Annotated in this window: 16 protein-coding genes and 1 tRNA gene; 3 read left to right on the top strand and 14 right to left on the bottom strand. The window is 57.7% G+C overall.

The features are described 5' to 3' along the window. Position 1 precedes the first annotated feature (1 nt). From E3U23_RS09300 to E3U23_RS09235, 14 genes are all read right to left on the bottom strand, one after another. On the bottom strand, positions 2 to 982 hold the full coding sequence (locus tag E3U23_RS09300) for a glycosyltransferase family 2 protein (protein ID WP_279350967.1): 981 nt from the start codon (positions 980 to 982) through the stop codon (positions 2 to 4). Further along, the gene (locus E3U23_RS09295; protein ID WP_279350966.1) at positions 966 to 2,147 is read right to left on the bottom strand and encodes a hypothetical protein; all 1,182 of its coding nucleotides are present in this window, start codon (positions 2,145 to 2,147) and stop codon (positions 966 to 968) included. The genes E3U23_RS09300 and E3U23_RS09295 overlap by 17 nt, the downstream gene beginning before the upstream one ends. A gap of 44 nt (positions 2,148 to 2,191) precedes the next feature. Further along, positions 2,192 to 4,096: an SLBB domain-containing protein gene (locus E3U23_RS09290; RefSeq protein ID WP_279350965.1), complete on the bottom strand. Its 1,905-nt coding sequence runs from the start codon at positions 4,094 to 4,096 to the stop codon at positions 2,192 to 2,194. Positions 4,097 to 4,217: 121 nt separating this feature from the next. Then, positions 4,218 to 5,168: an NAD-dependent epimerase/dehydratase family protein gene (locus E3U23_RS09285; RefSeq protein WP_279350964.1), complete on the bottom strand. Its 951-nt coding sequence runs from the start codon at positions 5,166 to 5,168 to the stop codon at positions 4,218 to 4,220. Positions 5,169 to 5,209: 41 nt separating this feature from the next. Further along, complete coding sequence (locus E3U23_RS09280; RefSeq protein ID WP_279350963.1) at positions 5,210 to 6,952, bottom strand: thiamine pyrophosphate-binding protein; 1,743 nt, start codon at positions 6,950 to 6,952, stop codon at positions 5,210 to 5,212. Positions 6,953 to 6,964: 12 nt separating this feature from the next. Next, positions 6,965 to 7,669: a hypothetical protein gene (locus E3U23_RS09275; protein WP_279350962.1), complete on the bottom strand. Its 705-nt coding sequence runs from the start codon at positions 7,667 to 7,669 to the stop codon at positions 6,965 to 6,967. A 4-nt stretch (positions 7,670 to 7,673) separates the two neighbouring features. After that, complete coding sequence (locus E3U23_RS09270; protein ID WP_279350961.1) at positions 7,674 to 8,378, bottom strand: aldolase/citrate lyase family protein; 705 nt, start codon at positions 8,376 to 8,378, stop codon at positions 7,674 to 7,676. A gap of 12 nt (positions 8,379 to 8,390) precedes the next feature. Then, positions 8,391 to 9,743, bottom strand: a complete 1,353-nt coding sequence (rfbH, locus tag E3U23_RS09265) for a lipopolysaccharide biosynthesis protein RfbH (protein WP_279350960.1) — start codon at positions 9,741 to 9,743, stop codon at positions 8,391 to 8,393. Continuing rightward, positions 9,740 to 10,828: a CDP-glucose 4,6-dehydratase gene (gene rfbG / locus E3U23_RS09260; RefSeq protein WP_279350959.1), complete on the bottom strand. Its 1,089-nt coding sequence runs from the start codon at positions 10,826 to 10,828 to the stop codon at positions 9,740 to 9,742. The genes rfbH and rfbG overlap by 4 nt, the downstream gene beginning before the upstream one ends. Then, the gene (gene rfbF / locus E3U23_RS09255; RefSeq protein WP_279350958.1) at positions 10,819 to 11,592 is read right to left on the bottom strand and encodes a glucose-1-phosphate cytidylyltransferase; all 774 of its coding nucleotides are present in this window, start codon (positions 11,590 to 11,592) and stop codon (positions 10,819 to 10,821) included. Before rfbF ends, rfbG begins: the two co-directional genes overlap by 10 nt. A 308-nt stretch (positions 11,593 to 11,900) precedes the next feature. Beyond that, entirely contained in the window at positions 11,901 to 12,407 is a 507-nt protein-coding gene (locus E3U23_RS09250; protein WP_279350957.1) for an FKBP-type peptidyl-prolyl cis-trans isomerase, read from the bottom strand. Continuing rightward, positions 12,404 to 13,810: an amidohydrolase family protein gene (locus E3U23_RS09245; RefSeq protein WP_279350956.1), complete on the bottom strand. Its 1,407-nt coding sequence runs from the start codon at positions 13,808 to 13,810 to the stop codon at positions 12,404 to 12,406. Before E3U23_RS09245 ends, E3U23_RS09250 begins: the two co-directional genes overlap by 4 nt. Next, positions 13,807 to 15,171 carry an amidohydrolase gene (locus E3U23_RS09240; protein ID WP_279350955.1) on the bottom strand — a complete coding sequence of 455 codons (1,365 nt, stop codon included), beginning with the start codon at positions 15,169 to 15,171 and terminating at the stop codon, positions 13,807 to 13,809. The genes E3U23_RS09245 and E3U23_RS09240 overlap by 4 nt, the downstream gene beginning before the upstream one ends. A 63-nt stretch (positions 15,172 to 15,234) precedes the next feature. Further along, positions 15,235 to 17,103 carry a peptide MFS transporter gene (locus E3U23_RS09235; protein ID WP_279350954.1) on the bottom strand — a complete coding sequence of 623 codons (1,869 nt, stop codon included), beginning with the start codon at positions 17,101 to 17,103 and terminating at the stop codon, positions 15,235 to 15,237. 204 nt (positions 17,104 to 17,307) lie between these two features. On the opposite strand from E3U23_RS09235, the gene E3U23_RS09230 reads away from it, so the two are divergent. The 3 genes from E3U23_RS09230 to E3U23_RS09220 all read left to right on the top strand — a co-directional run bounded on the left by E3U23_RS09230 (position 17,308) and on the right by E3U23_RS09220 (position 18,209). Beyond that, positions 17,308 to 17,655 carry a GntR family transcriptional regulator gene (locus E3U23_RS09230; RefSeq protein WP_279351128.1) on the top strand — a complete coding sequence of 116 codons (348 nt, stop codon included), beginning with the start codon at positions 17,308 to 17,310 and terminating at the stop codon, positions 17,653 to 17,655. 115 nt (positions 17,656 to 17,770) lie between these two features. Next, complete coding sequence (locus tag E3U23_RS09225) at positions 17,771 to 18,070, top strand: integration host factor subunit beta (RefSeq protein ID WP_279351127.1); 300 nt, start codon at positions 17,771 to 17,773, stop codon at positions 18,068 to 18,070. A 54-nt stretch (positions 18,071 to 18,124) separates the two neighbouring features. Then, a tRNA-Leu gene (locus tag E3U23_RS09220) sits at positions 18,125 to 18,209 on the top strand. Positions 18,210 to 18,290 lie beyond the last annotated feature (81 nt).

Here is an 18,290-nt window from a genome sequence, read left to right as displayed (position 1 = left end):
CTTACTGCTGGGCCAGATGGGAGCGATAGTCTTTTGGAAAATTAACGCGCTCCCTCTCGATCACAAGTGGTTGGTTTCTCGTTCTTTCGGAAACCAGAGCGACTTGAACACCCAGCAGGCCGAAAAATAGAAACATGAGGGTGAACTGACCCTCGAGAACCGCCGCGAAGAGCCAAAATTGCCACGACCCGTCCCAGAGGGGAGACAGCGCCGCACCGATCAGGGAGAAAAACGTCAGCAATCCAAGGAAGAACGCCACATAGAGGGGCGCGCGAAGCAGCCCTTTCGATGAGCCGGCTAGACCATTCAGGGCGAAGTCGAGAAGGGTGAAGAAGTTATTGTTAGACTTCCCTTTTTTACGGACAGGACGGTCGAAAGGGATTGTTTCGAGTTTGTACCCGGTTTCCACGAGCATTCCGCGGACAAACGGTTCCGGCTCGTTAAGCCGCCGCAACGCTTCGACAACTTTGCGATCATAGATACCAAAACCCGTCGCGTTCGGAATGACCGGATACTCGCCGAACCGTCTGTGAAGGCTGTAGGACAGATTGCGGAAGAACCGCAGAATGGGGCCGTTCTTTTCGTTCTTACGGACCCCGAGAACTAGAGGAACCCCGGACCTCCATCTGCGGACAAACTCTGGCAAGAGAGCCGGGGAGTCCTGGAAGTCCGCGCACATAGAAATTACGGCGCTGCCACCCGCCTCGTAAATTGCGTGTGTCGGCGAACGCATCTGACCAAAGTTGCGGGTATTGACGATCAATTTTATTCGCGGGTCGCGCGAACACATGTCTTTTATGGTCGCTACGGTTCGGTCGCTGGAATCGTTGTCGATAAAGATGATATCGAAAACCGCATCGACCCTCTCCATTTCGGCAATAACGGCCGCAGCGATGGCGGGGGCGTTAGCCTCCTCGTTCCGGCATGCGATGCAAACGCTTATCTCCGGTTGAGAAATGAAAGTCTCAGATATTTGCTTCATGGGACCGGCCAAATTTACCATCATTCGTCTCGAATGGTTCAACTTGCTCGTTGTCCCCATCGGCCCAAAGCGGTTCGTTTCGATGTCCATCATCACGATGCGGGCTTAGTTCTCGATCTTTCGTTACAGCGGCTCCGACAGGGGGGCGCAACCGATAGAATTCGAGAGCCATCCAGATCAAAAACAGCGCAGCCGCTGCGGCAACTAGCGTCCACCGAAATTGCCGCTCCGTGGCGACATACGGTTCTTCAAGGATCCTGATATTGGCCGTCGATGTCAAATCTTCGACAGTCGTACCTTCGAGATATCGAAGATAATTGGTGTACAAAGTCTTGGCGAGATTAAGTTCACGTTCCAGCTCGAAGAGGCGCGTAGAAACCGTTACGGCTTCGCCAACCGTATCACCCTGTGCGGTCGGGCGGGTCGACAGCGTCTGTTCAATCTGCTCCGCAAGTTCATTACGCCGGCTTGCCAATTCGGTTACGATAATATTCGAGTCCGTATACAGACTGCGCGCCGTCGCGAGTTCTCTGTCGAGCGTATCAAGCTGCGCACGTAGCGCCGGAACCTTGCTCCCCAAATTATCGACGTAAGTGAAAGGATCAGCGTAGCCGTTTCGCAAACGGAATTCGTCAAACGTCGCCTGAGCCTGGCTTAGCCGATCTCCTGCATCCGATACGAGGCGCTCGAGCACCTCTCGTTTATATTCGGTTTGCCGTTCCGTTATGTCAGCCAATCTGGTGCGGATGGCTTTTGTGTAAGCCCCCACGATGTCGGACGCTAGATCATAGTCTTGCGAATCCATCTGGATCAAAATAATGCCGCCGCGGAGCGACCGCACCTCGACCTCGCGGTCCAACCAGCGGTGCAGATCGACGATGTCGTAATCTTCGAGGCGATTTTCGAGATCGAGATCCTGCATCACCGTTTCACGGGTGTATTTGCTCGTTCCGATCCGCAGCGCGACCTCGACTTCCGCCTGTTTGCCGAAAACCGAATTCAACGCACCCAGCTGACCTAGAGTATCGGATAGGCCGAGGGTGGAAGGGTCGGCGGGGGTCAGCGTCGCTTCCGCGCGAAAGCGTTCGGGGAAGGCCGAAAACACCAACAGGAGGATGATGAGCGGCAAAAAGATAGCCGCGCGTTTCCAGCCCTTGTCGAACACAGGAAAACGTGCTGCTTTTCCGGTAAGGGATAGGCGAGGCGTCATCAATCGATTGCCGCCACGGTCGCGGCGGAAAGGCCGAACTGGAACAAAATGGAGCTAACCTGCGCGATCTTTGCCAGCAGATCGCGGGATTGGGTCTTGATGGGGACGAAGACGACGTCGCCAGGAAGGGCGGTAGCGCGTAAAGCGCCATTGTCGCGTGTAAGGACGCTGCCATTTGCCCGAACGACGAATATGTCGCCCTTGTCCGCCGCACGCACCGGTCCGCCGGCTTGCTCGATATAGTCCTTTATGCGGTGACCTTCACGCGAAAGTTGAAAGGACGCAGGCCGGTACACCGCCCCGAACACCCCAATACTCGTAGGCTGCGGGGGTACATAAATGCGATCCCCATTCTCGAGCAAAAGGTCGCCCGGCAAACTTACAGCGTTGGACGCGATATCGAGCACTAATCGGCCATCAGGCTCGGCTTCTCGCAATTCGTCGAGCGTATCTCTTGCAGCCGTAAGCTGAAGTTGCTGCCGACCTGCATCGATACTGGAGTCCGCGACCAAGGGGGCGGTGGCCAACGTCAGTTCGAACTGATCGAGTGCCTCGTCGAAGTTCTTACGCTGTTGAGCCACGATGGACTGACGATTGAATTCGGTTCCGAACGGATAGGCGCGTTCGGTCAAGCCGCCGGCGAGGGCTACGATCGAATCCAACGGCGTATTCGGAGCAACGTAATAGTTGCCGGGACGAACAACTTCCCCTTCGATCCGAACGATGACCGATTGGCGCGAGACAGGCTGCACCAGGCTTTTCGATGGCAATACCTGGATAAGGTCTGCGGGCCGAAGCGGCGTCGACGCAAATGCGGCGGCTTCGATTACGATCGGGCCCGGCTGCGACTCGGGGTCGGCGCGGTAAAGAACGACGCGATCAATCTCGGCAAGTTCGTTCGATCCGCCTGCGAACTGAAGAGCATCGAGGATCGTTTCACCCGGACGCAACTCGAAAATGGCTTCGTTGTTTACGCTGCCGAATACTGCGATCTGCGTATCGGCCGGTTCGATCAGCAGGACATCTTCGCTTTCCAGCGTTCGGTCGTTCGAGCGATCGCCTTCGAGCAAAATGTCGTAGAGATCGATATTGGCTATTTCCCCGCCCCCGCGGATCAGGCGGACATTCCGGAAGCTTCCGCCCGACGATGGGCCTCCGGCTTGCAGTATCGCGTTAAGCGAGGTCGAAAGGCTATTGATCGTGAAGGAGCCGGGGTTCTGCGCGTAACCTGTTACGAAGACCCTTAAGCCGCGCAATTCGACTGCACGAACGCCGACCCGGAAATTGCGGAATTGGGTGCCGATCGCTCCCGCAAGATACTCTTTCAAATCGCCATAGCGCACGCCGGCGACGCGGATGGAGCCGACCGATTGGAGGAAAATGTTGCCGTCCGTATCAACGGTTCGCTCAACACTACCTTCGGCCGACCCGGTGAGCGAGATCGAGATCGTATCACCGATGTTGATCCGATAATCGGGGGGTATCGTTGCATCTGCGGGTACCGAAAAATCCCGACCTTCCGGCAGGATGAGATCCGATCCGAAACGGGTCAGCGTTTTACCGGTCATCCGCTCGACATAACGCTCGAATTCATTGGGTTTAGCCGGCTCCAATGCACGACGCGACCTTTCTAGCAAACTCTCTCGAGCATCCAGCGCATCCTCAGCGGAAATAAACCGGTTCGAGCGTCCCCGCTGATCATCCCGAATAATCGTCGGCCCGATCAAGGTCGGCTCATAGGTATCGTTTTCCGCTGCGCGCGATTCAGTACGCGACGATCCGCTGTCCCGATCGGAATCGTCGGACTGATCGCTCGAGCCCTGTTGTCGAAACTGCGCCGAGGTCGAAACCGGTGCAAGGCCTATCGCGACTGCGAGGCAGGCCGGAAAAAGCGGATATTTCATGAGACGCGACCTAGTACGATCCAAAAACAGCTAAGTTCGTCGAACGCTCGACAAAAGAGATCGACATAGCCCACCCGACGATCCAGCGCCGCATATCGCGATCACAACTCTTTGTGAACCATTAAGACCATTCCTCGCCAAAGCCTATTGCCGTTTCAGCGACCTGTTGCCGCAGGGGAACAGATGTTATGGCGAATTTTGATAGCAATTTTTGATACTCCCCATCATCTCCGTAGTAAAGGTTGCTGTCCTGTCGGGTGATATGCCGCTTCCTGACGCTACCACCCAAAACCCAAACGACCTCCTTGGCGACACCGGCTAGCTCGACCGGGTCTCCGCCGCTGTCGTACGCCCATGTCGAAGGTCCATCGTCGCGCAGGAGTTGGGCCAAAATCAACGAAAGGAGTTCGCGGATGGCAACGAAGCTGCGGTAAACCGGCATCGGTGCCGTAACCGAAATTTCCTCTCCCGAGAGCGATGATCGGATAAAGTCGGCGAGCGCGTAGGTATCATGCTTGTTGATGAAAGGACCCGATACGCTGTAGATCCGAGTTATTACGGCTCGTCGGCTTCGCGCATCCTCTTCCGCCCAGTTCGCAAATCGCACCTCGTCGGCGCGTTTCAGTTTTCCGTACAGGCACAGATCGCTCGCAGCGCCCTCGTCTTCGGCAAACGCCGCCGCTCCAGAAGAGGCGTAGAACAAACGATCTACCCCGATGGTCGACATAACATCGAGCACATCTTCGGACAGTTTTCGGTTGGCGGACACATAAGCGTCCTCATCCATCCGCGCGACCTTATCCTTCGTAAGAAAGGCAAGATGAAATAATATCGTCGCTTCAGGAGCTAGAGATCGAGCGTCGGACAGCGGTGCTTGCGAAACCGCTAATCCAGTTCCGAAAGAGATTGGACGCGCGACGCTTCCGAAGCATCTTACCCGCTGCGAAAATTGCTCTTTACCCAACGCATAATAGAGACCGGAGAGAAGCACGCGTCCGATCCAGCCACCGGCGCCGACAATAACGATCCTTCGATCATCGGCGCGCAACTGTTCGGCGACTGCCGGTTCCAATGTCGTAGCTCGAGCAAGTTTCTCCGCCGTGCTCACTGGAGTTAGGAGTTCGCCAAGCTGCCGATATAGTCGATCTCGGGTGTCATTCGGTCGATCGGATTGGATTCCATCGATCCACTTTCGGTGACGCGGCTGCTGATTTTCGGGAAATAAGTCTGTTTGGGATCGATCGGCACGATAAATGCCGAAACTCCGGGCTGCTCCAACCTCCGCCGAACTTCGTCGTCGTCGCGAAAATGGACGGGAAGCCGCATGACTGGAATGTCCCAGGCCGGAAACAGCTTTTCCCACTGCGGAAGTCCTAGCCCGGATTTGGGATCGCATCCGAGATATTTGCCATCGAAATAATTCTGTTGCGTCATCCGAATAGACGCGTGTCCCTGATCATCGAAAATGAACATTTTCAGATTGAGGCCGTTGATCTGTGCGGTGCCCAATTCCTGCATGTTTTGGGCGAAACCGCCATCGCCTTCGATGAGAAAGGTGCGCTTACCCCCGCCTGCGATCGCGGCTCCGATGGCGCCTGACAGGCCATAACCCATCGAAGCGAGCGACTTGTTCGTGACGAGCCGCTGACCGAGCTTCTGTTTGAAGAGCTGCATCGTCAATGTGAATGCGCTTCCGCTCGAACACGGTACGATAAGATCATCGGCAGCCGTCAGTTCTTCCAATTGCAGGATGAACTCGTAAGGCGAAAGATAGCCTTCCCCGGTCTGGTTCACTTCTTCGATGCGCGGTACAGCGTTCCTTATGGCTCGTGCCTTGTCGACCCATTCTGCCTTCGGCTCGAATCCGTCCGATACGAAGCGCTTAAGAAAATCGTTGGCGTCCGCGCAAACCGCATCGTCAACCTTTGGGTGACCTTTCGACAATTCAGCGCCGTCTACGTCCACCTGGACGATCCGCGCATGTCGACCGAACTCTTGCCAGTTGAAGCCTGTCTGCTGAAGCCCAAGGCGAGTGCCGAGCGCGACGATCAGGTCGGATTGTTGAATAATGATATTCGCGCTGCGTTGACCCCACGTGTTAGGCCGTCCGAAATAATTCGCCGCATCGCCATCCATGCGATCGGACCCGTTATATGTCGTCATGACAGGCATGGCGAAAGCTTCCAGCCTGTCGCGAACGGCATCCACCGTTTCCCGGTTCACCCCTCCACCGATGAGCAGTATTGGTCGTTCGGATGTGTGCCACGCTTCGATAACTTCCTTCAGCCGAGCATTATCCACAATCGGAAGATCGGGATGCTTACGCTGGACCAAAGGCTCCTCATCGCGCTGCGCCGCTTGAACGTCCAACGGAATTTCGAGGAAGACAGGCCCCTTCCGCGGCGTCCAACTCGTCTCGATCAGTTCGTAGAATTCGGCTGCCGAAACCGGTTTCTCCAACCGGGTCGAGAGTTTCGTCGTCGAACGCATCAGTTCGACACCGTCGATCTCCTGAATGCCTCTCGATCGGACCTCACCTCGTGCGAGGTCGGCGGTTTTGACCTGACCGCCCAGAACAAGAAGCTCGCGGCTTTCCAGCCATGCCCCGCTTATCGCCGTAACGATATTGGTCTGTCCCGGTCCTGCGGTGACCAGAGCGAGGGCCTTTTCTCCATCCGAAATTTCGTTGAAATATTCGGCCGCTATACCTGCTGCGACTTCATGTACGACCGGAACGCCCGTCAGATATCGGTCGAGACTTTCGGTGAGATGCATGATGTTGCCGCCACCGACGTAGAAATAGTGCGTATAGCCTGCCTGCTGCAGCCAAGCGCCGATCTGATCGCTGTATTTCATGATAATTCCCGCTCAATCCTCGCGTGCGGATAGCGCCAGCAAGGATCGAAATATTGTCATCACCTGATGGTCGGAAAGACTCCCGACCGTGTTTCTATCGTAACCCCAATCGGCATGAAGTGGCAGATGCACCACTCCTTCGAAGGGTTCGAGATGACTGTTCATATCATCGAGGTAAACAGTCAGATACTTGCCCTTCTCGAGCCATCCTTGCGCTTTGGCAACTTCCAGTTTGCTGCCATGCTCGCGAATGCTTTCCTGCCCGAATATGGGCAGAATATCGGCATCGTGGAACTGCATGGTCTGCTCGATAGACTGTTTGTTGCGGGTCGAAAGGATTGCGAAACGATCGGGATGTTCGAGCAGAAGGGGCTTCAATCGAAGGAAGAAATCGTACGGGGGCATTGATTTTGCCCAGTCGCTTTCCTTCATCATTTCCGCCCGGGCTGCGAAAAACTTTTTCGCGAAAGCCCAATCCTCTGCGTTCGGTTCCACTAACCGCAAGGCTTCGCGAGGAACCTGGCAATGGCTTCCGAACAGACGATTATATTGCCACGCGTCCGTAACGACAGCACGATAGCTTAGGAATTCCTGATAATCGACGTCTTGGCGAAAAGCGTCGCCTTCCCCGGCAATAGCCCGACGCGAAACCTGAAACGCCTCATAGGCACTGTTGAAGAGTACGCCATCGAAATCGAGAATGAACAGGACGTCCATCGCTTCAGAGCCGTGAGGTGATTTGCGCGATCCGGCTTTCCGCAGCGGATGCAATTTCGCCAGAGTAGGACGCCTGCATGCGTAGCAATTCGGTTTCTACGGCAAATGCGTCCTGCAACGCTTGCGGTTCGAGGAAGGTATCGACGGCAATTACACATTTGCGCGTTTCGACTGCGGTCAGGAGAGATCTGAGTTCATCATCCTCGTTTAGCAAGGCACGCGTACCGGTTCCGACGGATCCGCCCATGGTCGTCACGAGGCCACGCGCTTTGGCAGCCCTTGCTACGGTCTTCACCATGCTGATGGTCTCGGGTTTATCCACGCCTTCGCCGCCAAAGCTTGCGGTAAGGTCGGTGCGACCCACCGTTACTTCGGTGAGCTGCGTTCCAGCTTCGAGGATCTCTTCAATCCTCTCCACCGCCCCATGGGTTTCGATCGTGACGCCGACATGGTCGAACGCCCCGGAAGGTAGCATGTCCATATATTTCGACATCGCAAACCCACTCTCGATCATGGGCGCGACGATATCTCTCACCCCGATCTGCCGAAGGAAGCGCATATCCGACTTTGCTTCGCATCCACCGATCTTGCACAGGTAAGAAAGTTTGTTCCGTGCGGCATAGGCAACTTCGGACGCCAGGATATCGCGCGATAAACCTTCGGCTTCGAATTCACCTTTGAGCCGCGAAATACGAGAGAAATCTGTCACGTTTTGCGACCTTTAGTTCTTATGAACGAATTTCGAAATGCACTCGGCCGTGTATTCCAGGTGATCTTCGTCGAGGCCCGGATAGATACCGACCCAGAAGCAACGCTCGGTCACGATGTCGGCATTGGTAAGCTCGCCTACGACACGATAGGATCGATCCCGCATATAGGGCTGACGGATAAGATTGCCGCCGAATAGAAGCCGCGTGCCGACATTCTTTTCGTTCAGATGCTTGACAAGATCGTCTCGTGTGAACGGCGCATCTTCCCGAAGCGTGATCGGGTATCCGAACCAGCTCGGTTCGCTGTTCGGCGTCGGCTCCGGCAGGATCAGGAGATTTTCGAGCGGCTTAAGAAGCTCGGTCAGCTTATCGAAGTTGCGCTGACGTGCGGCGACAAATTCGCCAATACGATCGATTTGCGCCAATCCAACCGCAGCCTGCATATCGGTGATCTTCAAATTATAGCCGCAATGGCTATAGGTATATTTGTGATCGTATCCGAAAGGCAGGTCGCCCAGCTTACGTCCGAAGCGCTTACCGCAAGTGTTGTCTTCGCCCGGTGCACACCAGCAATCGCGACCCCAGTCGCGCATGGATTCCATGACACGTTTCAGGCGGGGTTTGTCGGTGAATACAGCGCCGCCTTCGCCCATGGTTATGTGGTGCGCGGGATAGAAACTCAGTGTTCCCATATGTCCGAACGTGCCGACGTTTTGACCGTTGTACTTTGCGCCGAGTGCATCGCAGCTGTCTTCAACCACGAACAGATCGTACTTCTCGGCTACGCGCATGACTTCCGCAAGATCGAACGGATTGCCTAACGTATGCGCAATCATGATCGCGCGGGTTTTATCCGTAACCGCCGCTTCGATCATCTCGGATTTGATATTGTACGTCGGTATGTCGACATCGACGAAAACCGGCGTAATGCCGTATTGAAGCGCAGGATTGACGGTAGTCGGAAAGCCCGTCGCGACGGTGATCATCTCATCGCCCGGCTTCAAGGCTTCTCCGCGCAGATAGTGGCTGCAGAGGGTTGAAAAAGCGACCAGATTGGCAGACGAGCCCGAATTGACCGTGAGAGCGTGCTTTACCCCGATAAAATGCGCCAGTCGCTGTTCGAACTCTGCGTTGAACCGTCCGGTGGTCAGCCAGAAATCGAGACAGCTTTGCGCAAGCATCTGCATTTCGTGCGCGCCGTAAACCTTGCCGGAAACCGGTACCGGGCTTTCGCCTTTGACGAATGGTTTGGGGTTATGATGCGCACGGGCGTATTGGCCGACCAGATCGACGATTAGATTACGGAATTCAGGCTCATCGAGCTGCCCGAGTTCCTTTTGCGACTGAGGTAGAGGCCAATTCATAATTCGGTACCTTCGGTAAGCGCTTTGTCCATGAGAGCGCGATATTGCTGCAACTGACGACGTGAAACCGCACGCATGTCGTCGCCTTTAGCGTATGCCTTATGCCAATCGACGATCCATTCCAGGGTGTCGGAGAGCGTGAAGGCGGGCCGCCAGCCTAACTGGCTATGTGCTTTAGAACAGTCCAGCTTGAGTGTATGCGCCTCGTGCTTTGTTTGATCGCCCTTAATCTCGAAATTTCCTCCGCCCCATAAAGACAGCAGCCGCTCTACGATATGCAGAACCGGGCTCGAATCCTGGGATGAAGGACCGAAATTCCAAGGTGAAGCAAACTTGCGGTCGCCCTCGGCAAGACCTTGCGCAATTAGGAGGTACCCCCCCAACGCTTCCAGCACATGTTGCCAGGGGCGCACGGCCTGCGGCGAGCGAATTACCACAGTTTCTTCGGCGGCAAGGGCCCGAATAATATCGGGCACTAATCTGTCGCTGGCCCAGTCACCGCCGCCGATGACGTTCCCGGCACGAACGGAGGCAAGAAGCGGCGCTTCTTCAGTATGAAAAAACGACGATTGATACGAGGCGACGACCAGTTCCGCGGCGCCCTTGCTCGCGCTGTAGGGATCGTGACCGCCTACTGGGTCGTTCTCACGGTAGGGCCAAATCCATTCGCGATTTTCATAACATTTGTCGCTTGTTATCGCGACGATTGCTTTCAGCCCCTGCACTCTTCGGCAGGCATCGAGAACGTTGACGGTACCCTGCACATTCGTGGCAAACGTTTCTCTTGGCTCGTCGTAGGAGAGGCGGACGATCGGTTGCGCAGCGAGATGAAAGACGGTTTGCGGGGCGGCACTGAGGATTGCATGGTCGACCGCATCCTGATCGCGTATGTCGACGTCTGTATGCGTGATAAGCTCTTTAAGGCCGAGCTGCGTATAGAGGCTATGGTCTTCGGCTGGCAGCGCCAAACCGGTTACCTCGGCACCTAGCTCCTGCAACCAAAGCGATAGCCAAGCGCCTTTGAAGCCAGTGTCGCCCGTGACCAGAACCCTGCGGCCGCTCCAGTGGGAGGGATCTACCAGCATTTCCAAGGAGCGCCTTTTTCCCAGAGCTCTTCGAGATGCAATTTGTCGCGCAGCGTGTCCATCGGTTGCCAGAAACCCCGGTGCCGAAAGCCGCGAAGTTCGCCGTCTGCCGCAAGTCGCTGCATCGGCTCCTGCTCCCAAATGGTGTCGGGCCCGTCGACATAGTCATCAAGGACGCTAGGCTCGGCTACGAAAAACCCGCCATTGATCAAACCGCCGTCGCCAGCAGGCTTTTCCATAAAGCCCGCAACGCGATCGCCGTCGAAATCGAGAGCACCGAACCGGCCCGGAGGCGCTACGGCAGTGACAGTTGCCTTTGCGCCGCCTTGTCTGTGAAATTCGAGCAGCGCGCCAAGATCGATATCTGCAACGCCATCACCATAGGTGAAAAAGAACGGGCCTTCCTCGTCATCGATGTAAGGCCGAATGGCTTTCAGCCGGCCCCCGGTCATCGTATTCGGACCGGTATCGACTAAAGTTATTTTCCAGCCCTCGTTCCGATTACGATGAACCTTTGTTGTGTTGCTCGAAAGATCGATCGTGACGTCTGCGAGATGGAGAAAGTAGTTCGCGAAATATTCTTTGATAATGTAGCCTTTATAGCCGAGACAGATCACGAAATCTTTTACTCCGTGCGCCGAGTAAATTTTCATAATATGCCAAATTATCGGCATTCCGCCGATTTCGACCATAGGTTTCGGGCGTACCGATGTCTCTTCACCCAGACGAGTTCCGAGCCCACCTGCTAAAATTACAGCTTTCATCGTAAGAAACCAGTATTCCCTCGTCCTCGGCTAGCGCAAGCAGCCTGCTTTCGCACCATTGCCGATCGCTCCCGGCAAGCCGTCCAGATATTAATTTGGAAGCTGCGACCCCCAACGTCGCCTCGACGTCTACGTCGGCGACCCTTATTTAGCAAGAGCCCTACCTGTAGGGCTTTTTACGATCTGCCAAATGCATAGGGCATTTCGACGTGTTTAGCATTTTCGCCTTAGGAACGCCTCGCCGGTTTCAAGCATAGGTTCCGAGCCTGCGATGCTTCAGGGTTTTTAGGGTGCGCCGAAAACCCTGCCTATGCGCCGATATCGATCAGTTGCACCTTGAACAGAAGAGTCGCACCGCCGGGGATCGGCCCCTTGCCGCGCGGGCCGTAAGCGAGAGCGGCAGGCGAGGCGATTTCGATGGTGTCGCCAACGCCCATCCGCGGAATTGCACGCTGCCATGCTTCGACCAGCCGTCCGAGCGGAAAGGTCGCCGGCTCCCCGCGGTTGAACGAACTGTCGAACGTTTCTCCATCGATGAAGGTGCCGGCGTAATGGACGGTGACAGTGTCTTCCACGCTAGGATGCTCGCCCGAACCATCGCCTTCGAGGCGCCGCCAGTACAATCCATCGGGCAGGGCCTGCCAGCCGTCTTCCGCCTTCAGTCCAGCAAGATAGGATTGCTGCGCGCTCATCCATGCGATGTCCTGCGAACGATCTGGCGGGGCATCCTGCGCGGTGGCGGCGAAGAGCCCCACCGCGCCGAAGGCCGCCACCACGGCCAGTACGGTGCCGCGCATTTCCTTCGGGATGCTCACCAGTCATAGCCCTTCGGCAGGTCGCTTTCGTCGAGATCCCGATAGCGTTCCTTGAGGCGGCTCTGGTGATTGTCGAGCGGTTGCTCTATCCCGTCGATGAAGACGCGTACTGGCATTGAGCCGACTTCGAGCGGATCGCCGTCCCACATCACCACATCGCCGCTCGCGCCTGTGCCGAGGGTTCCTGCGCGGCCCGTCAGGCCGCTGATCTCGGCGGGAACTGAAGTGATCGTTGCGAAAGCCTGACCCCAGGTCAGCCCATCCGCCCCGGGAATGCGGCTCAATGCTACGAGATTGCCGGCATATTGGTTGAGATTGCGCGGATTCTCCATTGCCGAAGCATTGATGGCAACCTTTACGCCCGCCTTCACCATGCGGCCGATGTTGCTTTGCGTAGCAGCAAGTTCCTCGAAATTCTGCGGCAGGTCGTCGAGCCCGTCGGCGATCACCGGCACACCGGCAGCGGCAATGTCCTGCGCGACCAGCCAGCCTTCGCTCGCACCGACGAGGACAAGATCGAGATCGGCGAATTCGCGCTTCAGGGCGAGCACGCTGCGGATGTCGGAGGCGCGTTCGACCATTACATAGAGCGGCTGCTCCCCACGCACGACCGGCACGAGGGCGGCGGCGTCAAAACGCGAAAGCAGCACATCGCCGGCGCGCTCGTTGTCCTCGCCCGCAAGACGCGGATCGATCGGCACGTCGTCGCCAAGACCCTGCTCGGGTGGGCGGGAAGACATGCCGGGAATGCGCGAATCTTCGCCGAGCTTCGTCGCTTCACGCAGCGCGTTGCGGAACAGCACGTGCGCCGACGCTCGGCTCCCGCCCGAAAGCCGCGCGCCGATTTCGCCCAGTGTGACGATCTGGAACGCACGCGAACGGGTGACGGGATTGGCATCCGCCCCCAGATCAATGATCGCGCCCTGCCCCCCGAAGATCGAGGCCGAGGGCATCGTTACGGTGGCTGCGCGGGTGATACCGGCGGCCCGGTGGACGAGGATATGCTGTGAGTTCGGATTGACGATCGGCGCGGCATCTAGCGCAGCGCTGAACGGCGATTCCCGCGCCGCCGTGTCGTTCGATTCGCTGACCGCACCGACATCCCACAGACCGAGCGACGTAACGCTGGCAACGAGGCCGGGCGTGACCCACATTCCGGTGCCGTCGATCCGTTCGCCGCCGGTGGATGCTGCGCCGGTGCCGACCGAGACGATCTTGCCGCCGCGTACGATCACGGTCGCGCCTTCCATCGGTTCGCTGCCATCGCCCATCGCGACAGTCGCATTCTCGATCGTGAAGTCCTGCGCATTCGCCTGGTAGCCGATGGCGGCTCCAGCGAGACCGCAGAACACGCCCAGGGCGCCCAGCGGCGTGAGGCGCTTATTGTTCGCGGGGCGGCTCATTTCACGTCTCCTTCGCCGGGCTGACCGAGCTCGAAATCGCTCACCGGGCGGCGCTTGCGGTCGAGCGCGTCGTACATCAGCGCGCCATCGATCCAGACCTTTTCGGGGCGGGTATAGACGCTCAGCGGATCGCCGTTCCACAACACCACGTCGGCCATCTTGCCGGGCTCAAGGCTGCCAGTCATTTCGGCAATGCCCATCGCTTTCGCTGCGTTGTAGGTAAACCAGCCGACAACCTCGGCATCGGGAACGTCGATTCCCACGCGGCGTCCGGCAGCCTGCGCTTTGGCGGCTTCCTGATTAAGGCGCTGGATGCCGTTCGCATCGTCCGAGTGGATGATCACGCAGGCCCCCGCTTCGCGGAGGAAGGCGGCGTTTTCGAGAATACCGTCATAGGCTTCCATCTTGAAGCCGTACCAATCCGCCCAGATCGCGCTGCATACGTCGTTTTCGCGCAGCAGATCGCCGATCTTGTAGGCTTCGACCGCGTGATGGAAGGCCGTGACCTTGTAACCCATCTCCTTCGCCATATCCATGACGAGGGCCATTTCATCGGCGCGGTAACAGTGGTTGTGGATTAGAATCTCGCCATCGAGCACACCCTTCAGCGTTTCCTTGCCCAGATCGCGTTTCTCGCCGTCATAGGCTTGCGCATCGAGCCACATCTGCCGGTTCACCGCGAAATTGCCCATCCGAGTGGAAGGCATGCGGCCGCGACCGCCATAAACGCGCTTCGGGTTTTCTCCGCACGCCATCTTCATGCCGTAAGGTGCACCGGGAAACTTCATGCCCTGTACGGTCCGCGCGGATACGTTTTTGAGTGTAACCGAGCGCCCACCCGTGAGGTTCGCAGATCCGGGGAGGATTTGCAGTGCAGTGATTCCCCCGTTGGCGAGTGCCCGAGTGAAACCGGGGTCCTGCGGCCAGACCGAATGTTCGGCCCACACTTCCGGTGTCATCGGACTCGTAGCTTCGTTTCCGTCGGCATGGGCGTCGACGCTGGGCGTCGGATAATCGCCCAGATGCGAATGGATATCGATCACACCGGGCGTGACGAACTTGCCGGTACCGTCGATCCGGTCGTACCCGTCGGTCGAGAGCGAGGCGTCGCCGATCTGGACGATCTCACCGTCGCGGAAAAGAACAGTGCCGTTCTCGATCTGGCCGCCGCGCCCATCGTAAACGGTCGCGCCGACGAGGGCGGTGGGTCTGCCGGGATAGCGTTCGTAGGTCGAGGCATAAGGCGCGTGGCCATCCGCGGTCATCGCGGCGTTGGTGCGCGGACGGGGCTCATCCCCGGTCGACGCGCATGCGGTGAGCGCCAGTGCAGAAAGCCCGGCGATCAAGGATCCCAATTTCATATCGTCTCTTCCCTGTGAAAGCGGAAAGGCCGGAGATCCATCGCCGGCCTTTCCCTATCGCTGTCAGCGGCGGTTTTCTTCGTGGACACCGGGTGCCTGCGGGCTGGTGGCGGGATGCATCCCCGCCTCCTGCGATTCTACGCCAGCCTGCGCCTGCCCCTCGAGATCGTCGCCGACCGTATCGTCAGCCAAAGTGTCGAGATGCATCAGCTTTTTTATGAGCGGGCTGATGACCATCACGCCGACACCAATGGCGACCGCATACCAGCCGACCGTCGTATAGACGTCGAGCACGACTTGCTTGCCTGCTTCCTCGCCAACCCCTTCCGCACCGGTCGCCGCAGCGATCAGACCGGCGGCGAAGTTGCCGGTGGCGGACGCGAAGAACCATGTGCCCATGATGAGGCTGGCCATGTGCGCCGGGCTGAGGCGGTTCATGGCCGAGAGGCCGACCGGGCTGAGGCACAGTTCGCCGGTCGTGTGCAGCAGGTAGATGAGGAAGATGAAGACCACCGGCACGGCGACATTCACGCCGACCGATTCCGCCCCCCAGACGAGGACGAGGAAGCCGAGGCCGACCTGGATAATCCCGAGACCGAACTTCAGCGGTGCCGACGGCTCCAGCCCCTTGCGTGCAAGCGTCTGCCAGATGATCGCAAAAACCGGAGCGAGCAGCACGATGTAGATCGCGTTGATCGACTGGAACATCGAGGCGTTGACGCCCTGCGTATCCACATGCCGGTCGGTGAAAAGGTTGAGGCTCGATCCCGCCTGCTCGAACAATGCCCAGAAGACGATGGACGTCAGGATGAGGAACATCGCGGCGAAGATACGGTCGCGCTCGTCAAAGGCCTTAACCATCGCTTGCTGTATCAAAACCGCGAGCAGGACCAAGAAAGCTACGCCGGCGACCACGATCATCGACTCGTTTCCGAGCGCCGCCAGAATAATCGATAGCACCATCACGAAAGCACTGGCGAAGAAGACTATCAAAGGCACTTTTGGCGCTTGGTTCCACGATCCGTATGCCATTTTAAATGTCACGATTCCGAGGACGTACGATACCAGAGCGCCACCGAATGCGCCAAGTACGACGCCGACCAATTCCTGATACTGGATGGCGAGCCAGCACAGTGCGACCATCGCGAGACCGGCGCCGTAAATGCCCCACTCCTTGCCGCCGGCGATCTTGGAAGGATCCTTGGGTTCGCCCTTGCCCAGCAGCAGCGGCTTTCCGAGGATGAAGATGACAAGGCCGAGCAGCATTCCGATGCCGGCAAGGCCGAAGCCGTACTGCCAACCATAGGTCTGGCCGAGATAGCCGCAAATGATCGATGCGGTCGCCGCGCCGACATTGATGCCCATGTAGAAGATCGTATAGGCCGGATCGCGGCGCACGTCTGTGCGGGTGTAAAGCTGGCCGACGATCACCGAGATGTTCGCTTTCAGGAAGCCCGAGCCCACGATGATGAGCGCCAGGGCGAGCCAGAAGACATTTATCGTCGCATCGCCCTGTCCGCCATTGCCTTCGAACGCCATGAAGAAGTGGCCGAATGTCAGCAGAACCGCGCCGAACAGCACCGCCTTGCGCTGCCCGATGAACTGATCGGCCAAATAGCCACCGACGACCGGGGTGATGTAAACGAGCGCGGTGTAGGCACCGTAAATGATCGAGGCTTCGCTATCGGTGAACAGCCAGTGCTGCACCAGATAGAAAATCAGGAGGGCGCGCATCCCGTAATAAGAAAAGCGCTCCCACATTTCCGCCAGGAACAGCAGAAACAGCCCCTTGGGGTGGCCGACCACTTCGGGCTGGGGGCGGGTGATGATGATAATTCCGCCAAGCAGAAAGGCGGACAGCGCAATTACCGCAACCCGGAACGCCCACATTTCGAACGTCGAGCCGAATGTGAAGAAAAGACCTTCGATCATTGGATGTAAATATCCCTATCCACGTGGCCCGTCCTCCCAGGCCCTCCCTATCGGCGCGCACAGTAGCGCCTTCGCCGTTCATGTGAAGTGTTTGTTACGTTTGCGACCGGATAAGGCATTCAAGATACGAACATCTGATAGCCTTGCGCGACGCGCTGTATTATGGCACTGAAGCAGTATGACGCAGACCAAGCTTCTCGGTTGATGGCGAACTCGGCCAAACCCGTTTACCTCAAGCTGCGCGACCTCATCGCCGCTGCCATCATCGAAGGAACCTATGCGGAGGGGGAAATGCTGCCGTCGGTTCGCGCGCTGGCGGCAGAGCAGGGGGCGAACCCGCTCACGGTCGCCAAGGCCTATCAGCAATTCCAGCTCGATGGTCTCGTCGAAGTGCAGCGTGGCGTTGGCATGTATGTCGCGGTTGGCGCTGCGGCCAAGCTTCGGCAGAGCGAGCGCCAGACCTTCTTAGCTGAGGAATGGCCGGAGATCCGGGCGCGGATCGAGCGTCTGGGTATCGAGCCGACATCGCTGTTCGACGCAGATCTCGTCTGAATGTCTCGGTTCGGGATAGTCGCAATGCCGATTGGCCTGCCGATACAAGATTTGTTATGAAACCTTGTAATTCCTGCGCTTTGCGGTCAGGGAAACCGCGGGCCGCAACCAACGCATCAGGGAGAGCGATGCCATGATACGATCCGAGTTGCTGACCGCGATCGCGGAGGAAAATCCCGGTTTGCGGGCCGAAGAGATCGAACAGGTCGTCGATATCTTCTTTGACGAGATCGCCGAGCGGCTCGCGGAGGGCGGCCGGGTCGAGCTGCGTGGCTTCGGTGCCTTTTCGACCCGCGAGCGACAGGCCCGCACCGGTCGCAACCCGCGCACCGGGGAAGCGGTCGAAGTGGCCGCCAAGCGTGTGCCTTATTTCAAGCCAGGCAAGGAAATCCGCGAACGCCTCAACGGCGAATGATGGCTTAAGTCGATTGCGGTTGGTCCGCCGCTTGCTTACGACGCCATTGCACTAGCGGGTGTGGCGGAATGGTAGACGCCGGGGACTTAAAATCCCCTGATCTCTGATCGTGCGGGTTCGAGTCCCGCCACCCGCACCATGCCTCTTAACCCCCTTATCCCCGTATTAACCCCTATGGCGGCATTCCCCCTTTTGTAAGCGGTTCACGCCAATTGAGTGA

Origin of the sequence: Erythrobacter litoralis (assembly GCF_029760855.1) — a bacterium.
GTDB classification, from domain to species: Bacteria; Pseudomonadota; Alphaproteobacteria; order Sphingomonadales; family Sphingomonadaceae; genus Qipengyuania; species Qipengyuania litoralis_A.
This window is presented reverse-complemented; position numbering and strand designations above follow the sequence as displayed.

What these genes read in the sequence shown, in the direction of transcription:
- rfbF (WP_279350958.1), bottom strand. Translation starts at nt 11,592, where the DNA reads ATGAAAGCTGTAATTTTAGCAGGTGGGCTCGGAACTCGTCTGGGTGAA.
- E3U23_RS09300 (WP_279350967.1), bottom strand. Translation starts at nt 982, where the DNA reads ATGAAGCAAATATCTGAGACTTTCATTTCTCAACCGGAGATAAGCGTT.
- rfbH (WP_279350960.1), bottom strand. Translation starts at nt 9,743, where the DNA reads ATGAATTGGCCTCTACCTCAGTCGCAAAAGGAACTCGGGCAGCTCGAT.
- E3U23_RS09240 (WP_279350955.1), bottom strand. Translation starts at nt 15,171, where the DNA reads ATGAAATTGGGATCCTTGATCGCCGGGCTTTCTGCACTGGCGCTCACC.
- rfbG (WP_279350959.1), bottom strand. Translation starts at nt 10,828, where the DNA reads ATGCTGGTAGATCCCTCCCACTGGAGCGGCCGCAGGGTTCTGGTCACG.
- E3U23_RS09245 (WP_279350956.1), bottom strand. Translation starts at nt 13,810, where the DNA reads ATGAGCCGCCCCGCGAACAATAAGCGCCTCACGCCGCTGGGCGCCCTG.
- E3U23_RS09275 (WP_279350962.1), bottom strand. Translation starts at nt 7,669, where the DNA reads ATGGACGTCCTGTTCATTCTCGATTTCGATGGCGTACTCTTCAACAGT.
- E3U23_RS09290 (WP_279350965.1), bottom strand. Translation starts at nt 4,096, where the DNA reads ATGAAATATCCGCTTTTTCCGGCCTGCCTCGCAGTCGCGATAGGCCTT.
- E3U23_RS09235 (WP_279350954.1), bottom strand. Translation starts at nt 17,103, where the DNA reads ATGATCGAAGGTCTTTTCTTCACATTCGGCTCGACGTTCGAAATGTGG.
- E3U23_RS09280 (WP_279350963.1), bottom strand. Translation starts at nt 6,952, where the DNA reads ATGAAATACAGCGATCAGATCGGCGCTTGGCTGCAGCAGGCAGGCTAT.
- E3U23_RS09230 (WP_279351128.1), top strand. Translation starts at nt 17,308, where the DNA reads ATGGCGAACTCGGCCAAACCCGTTTACCTCAAGCTGCGCGACCTCATC.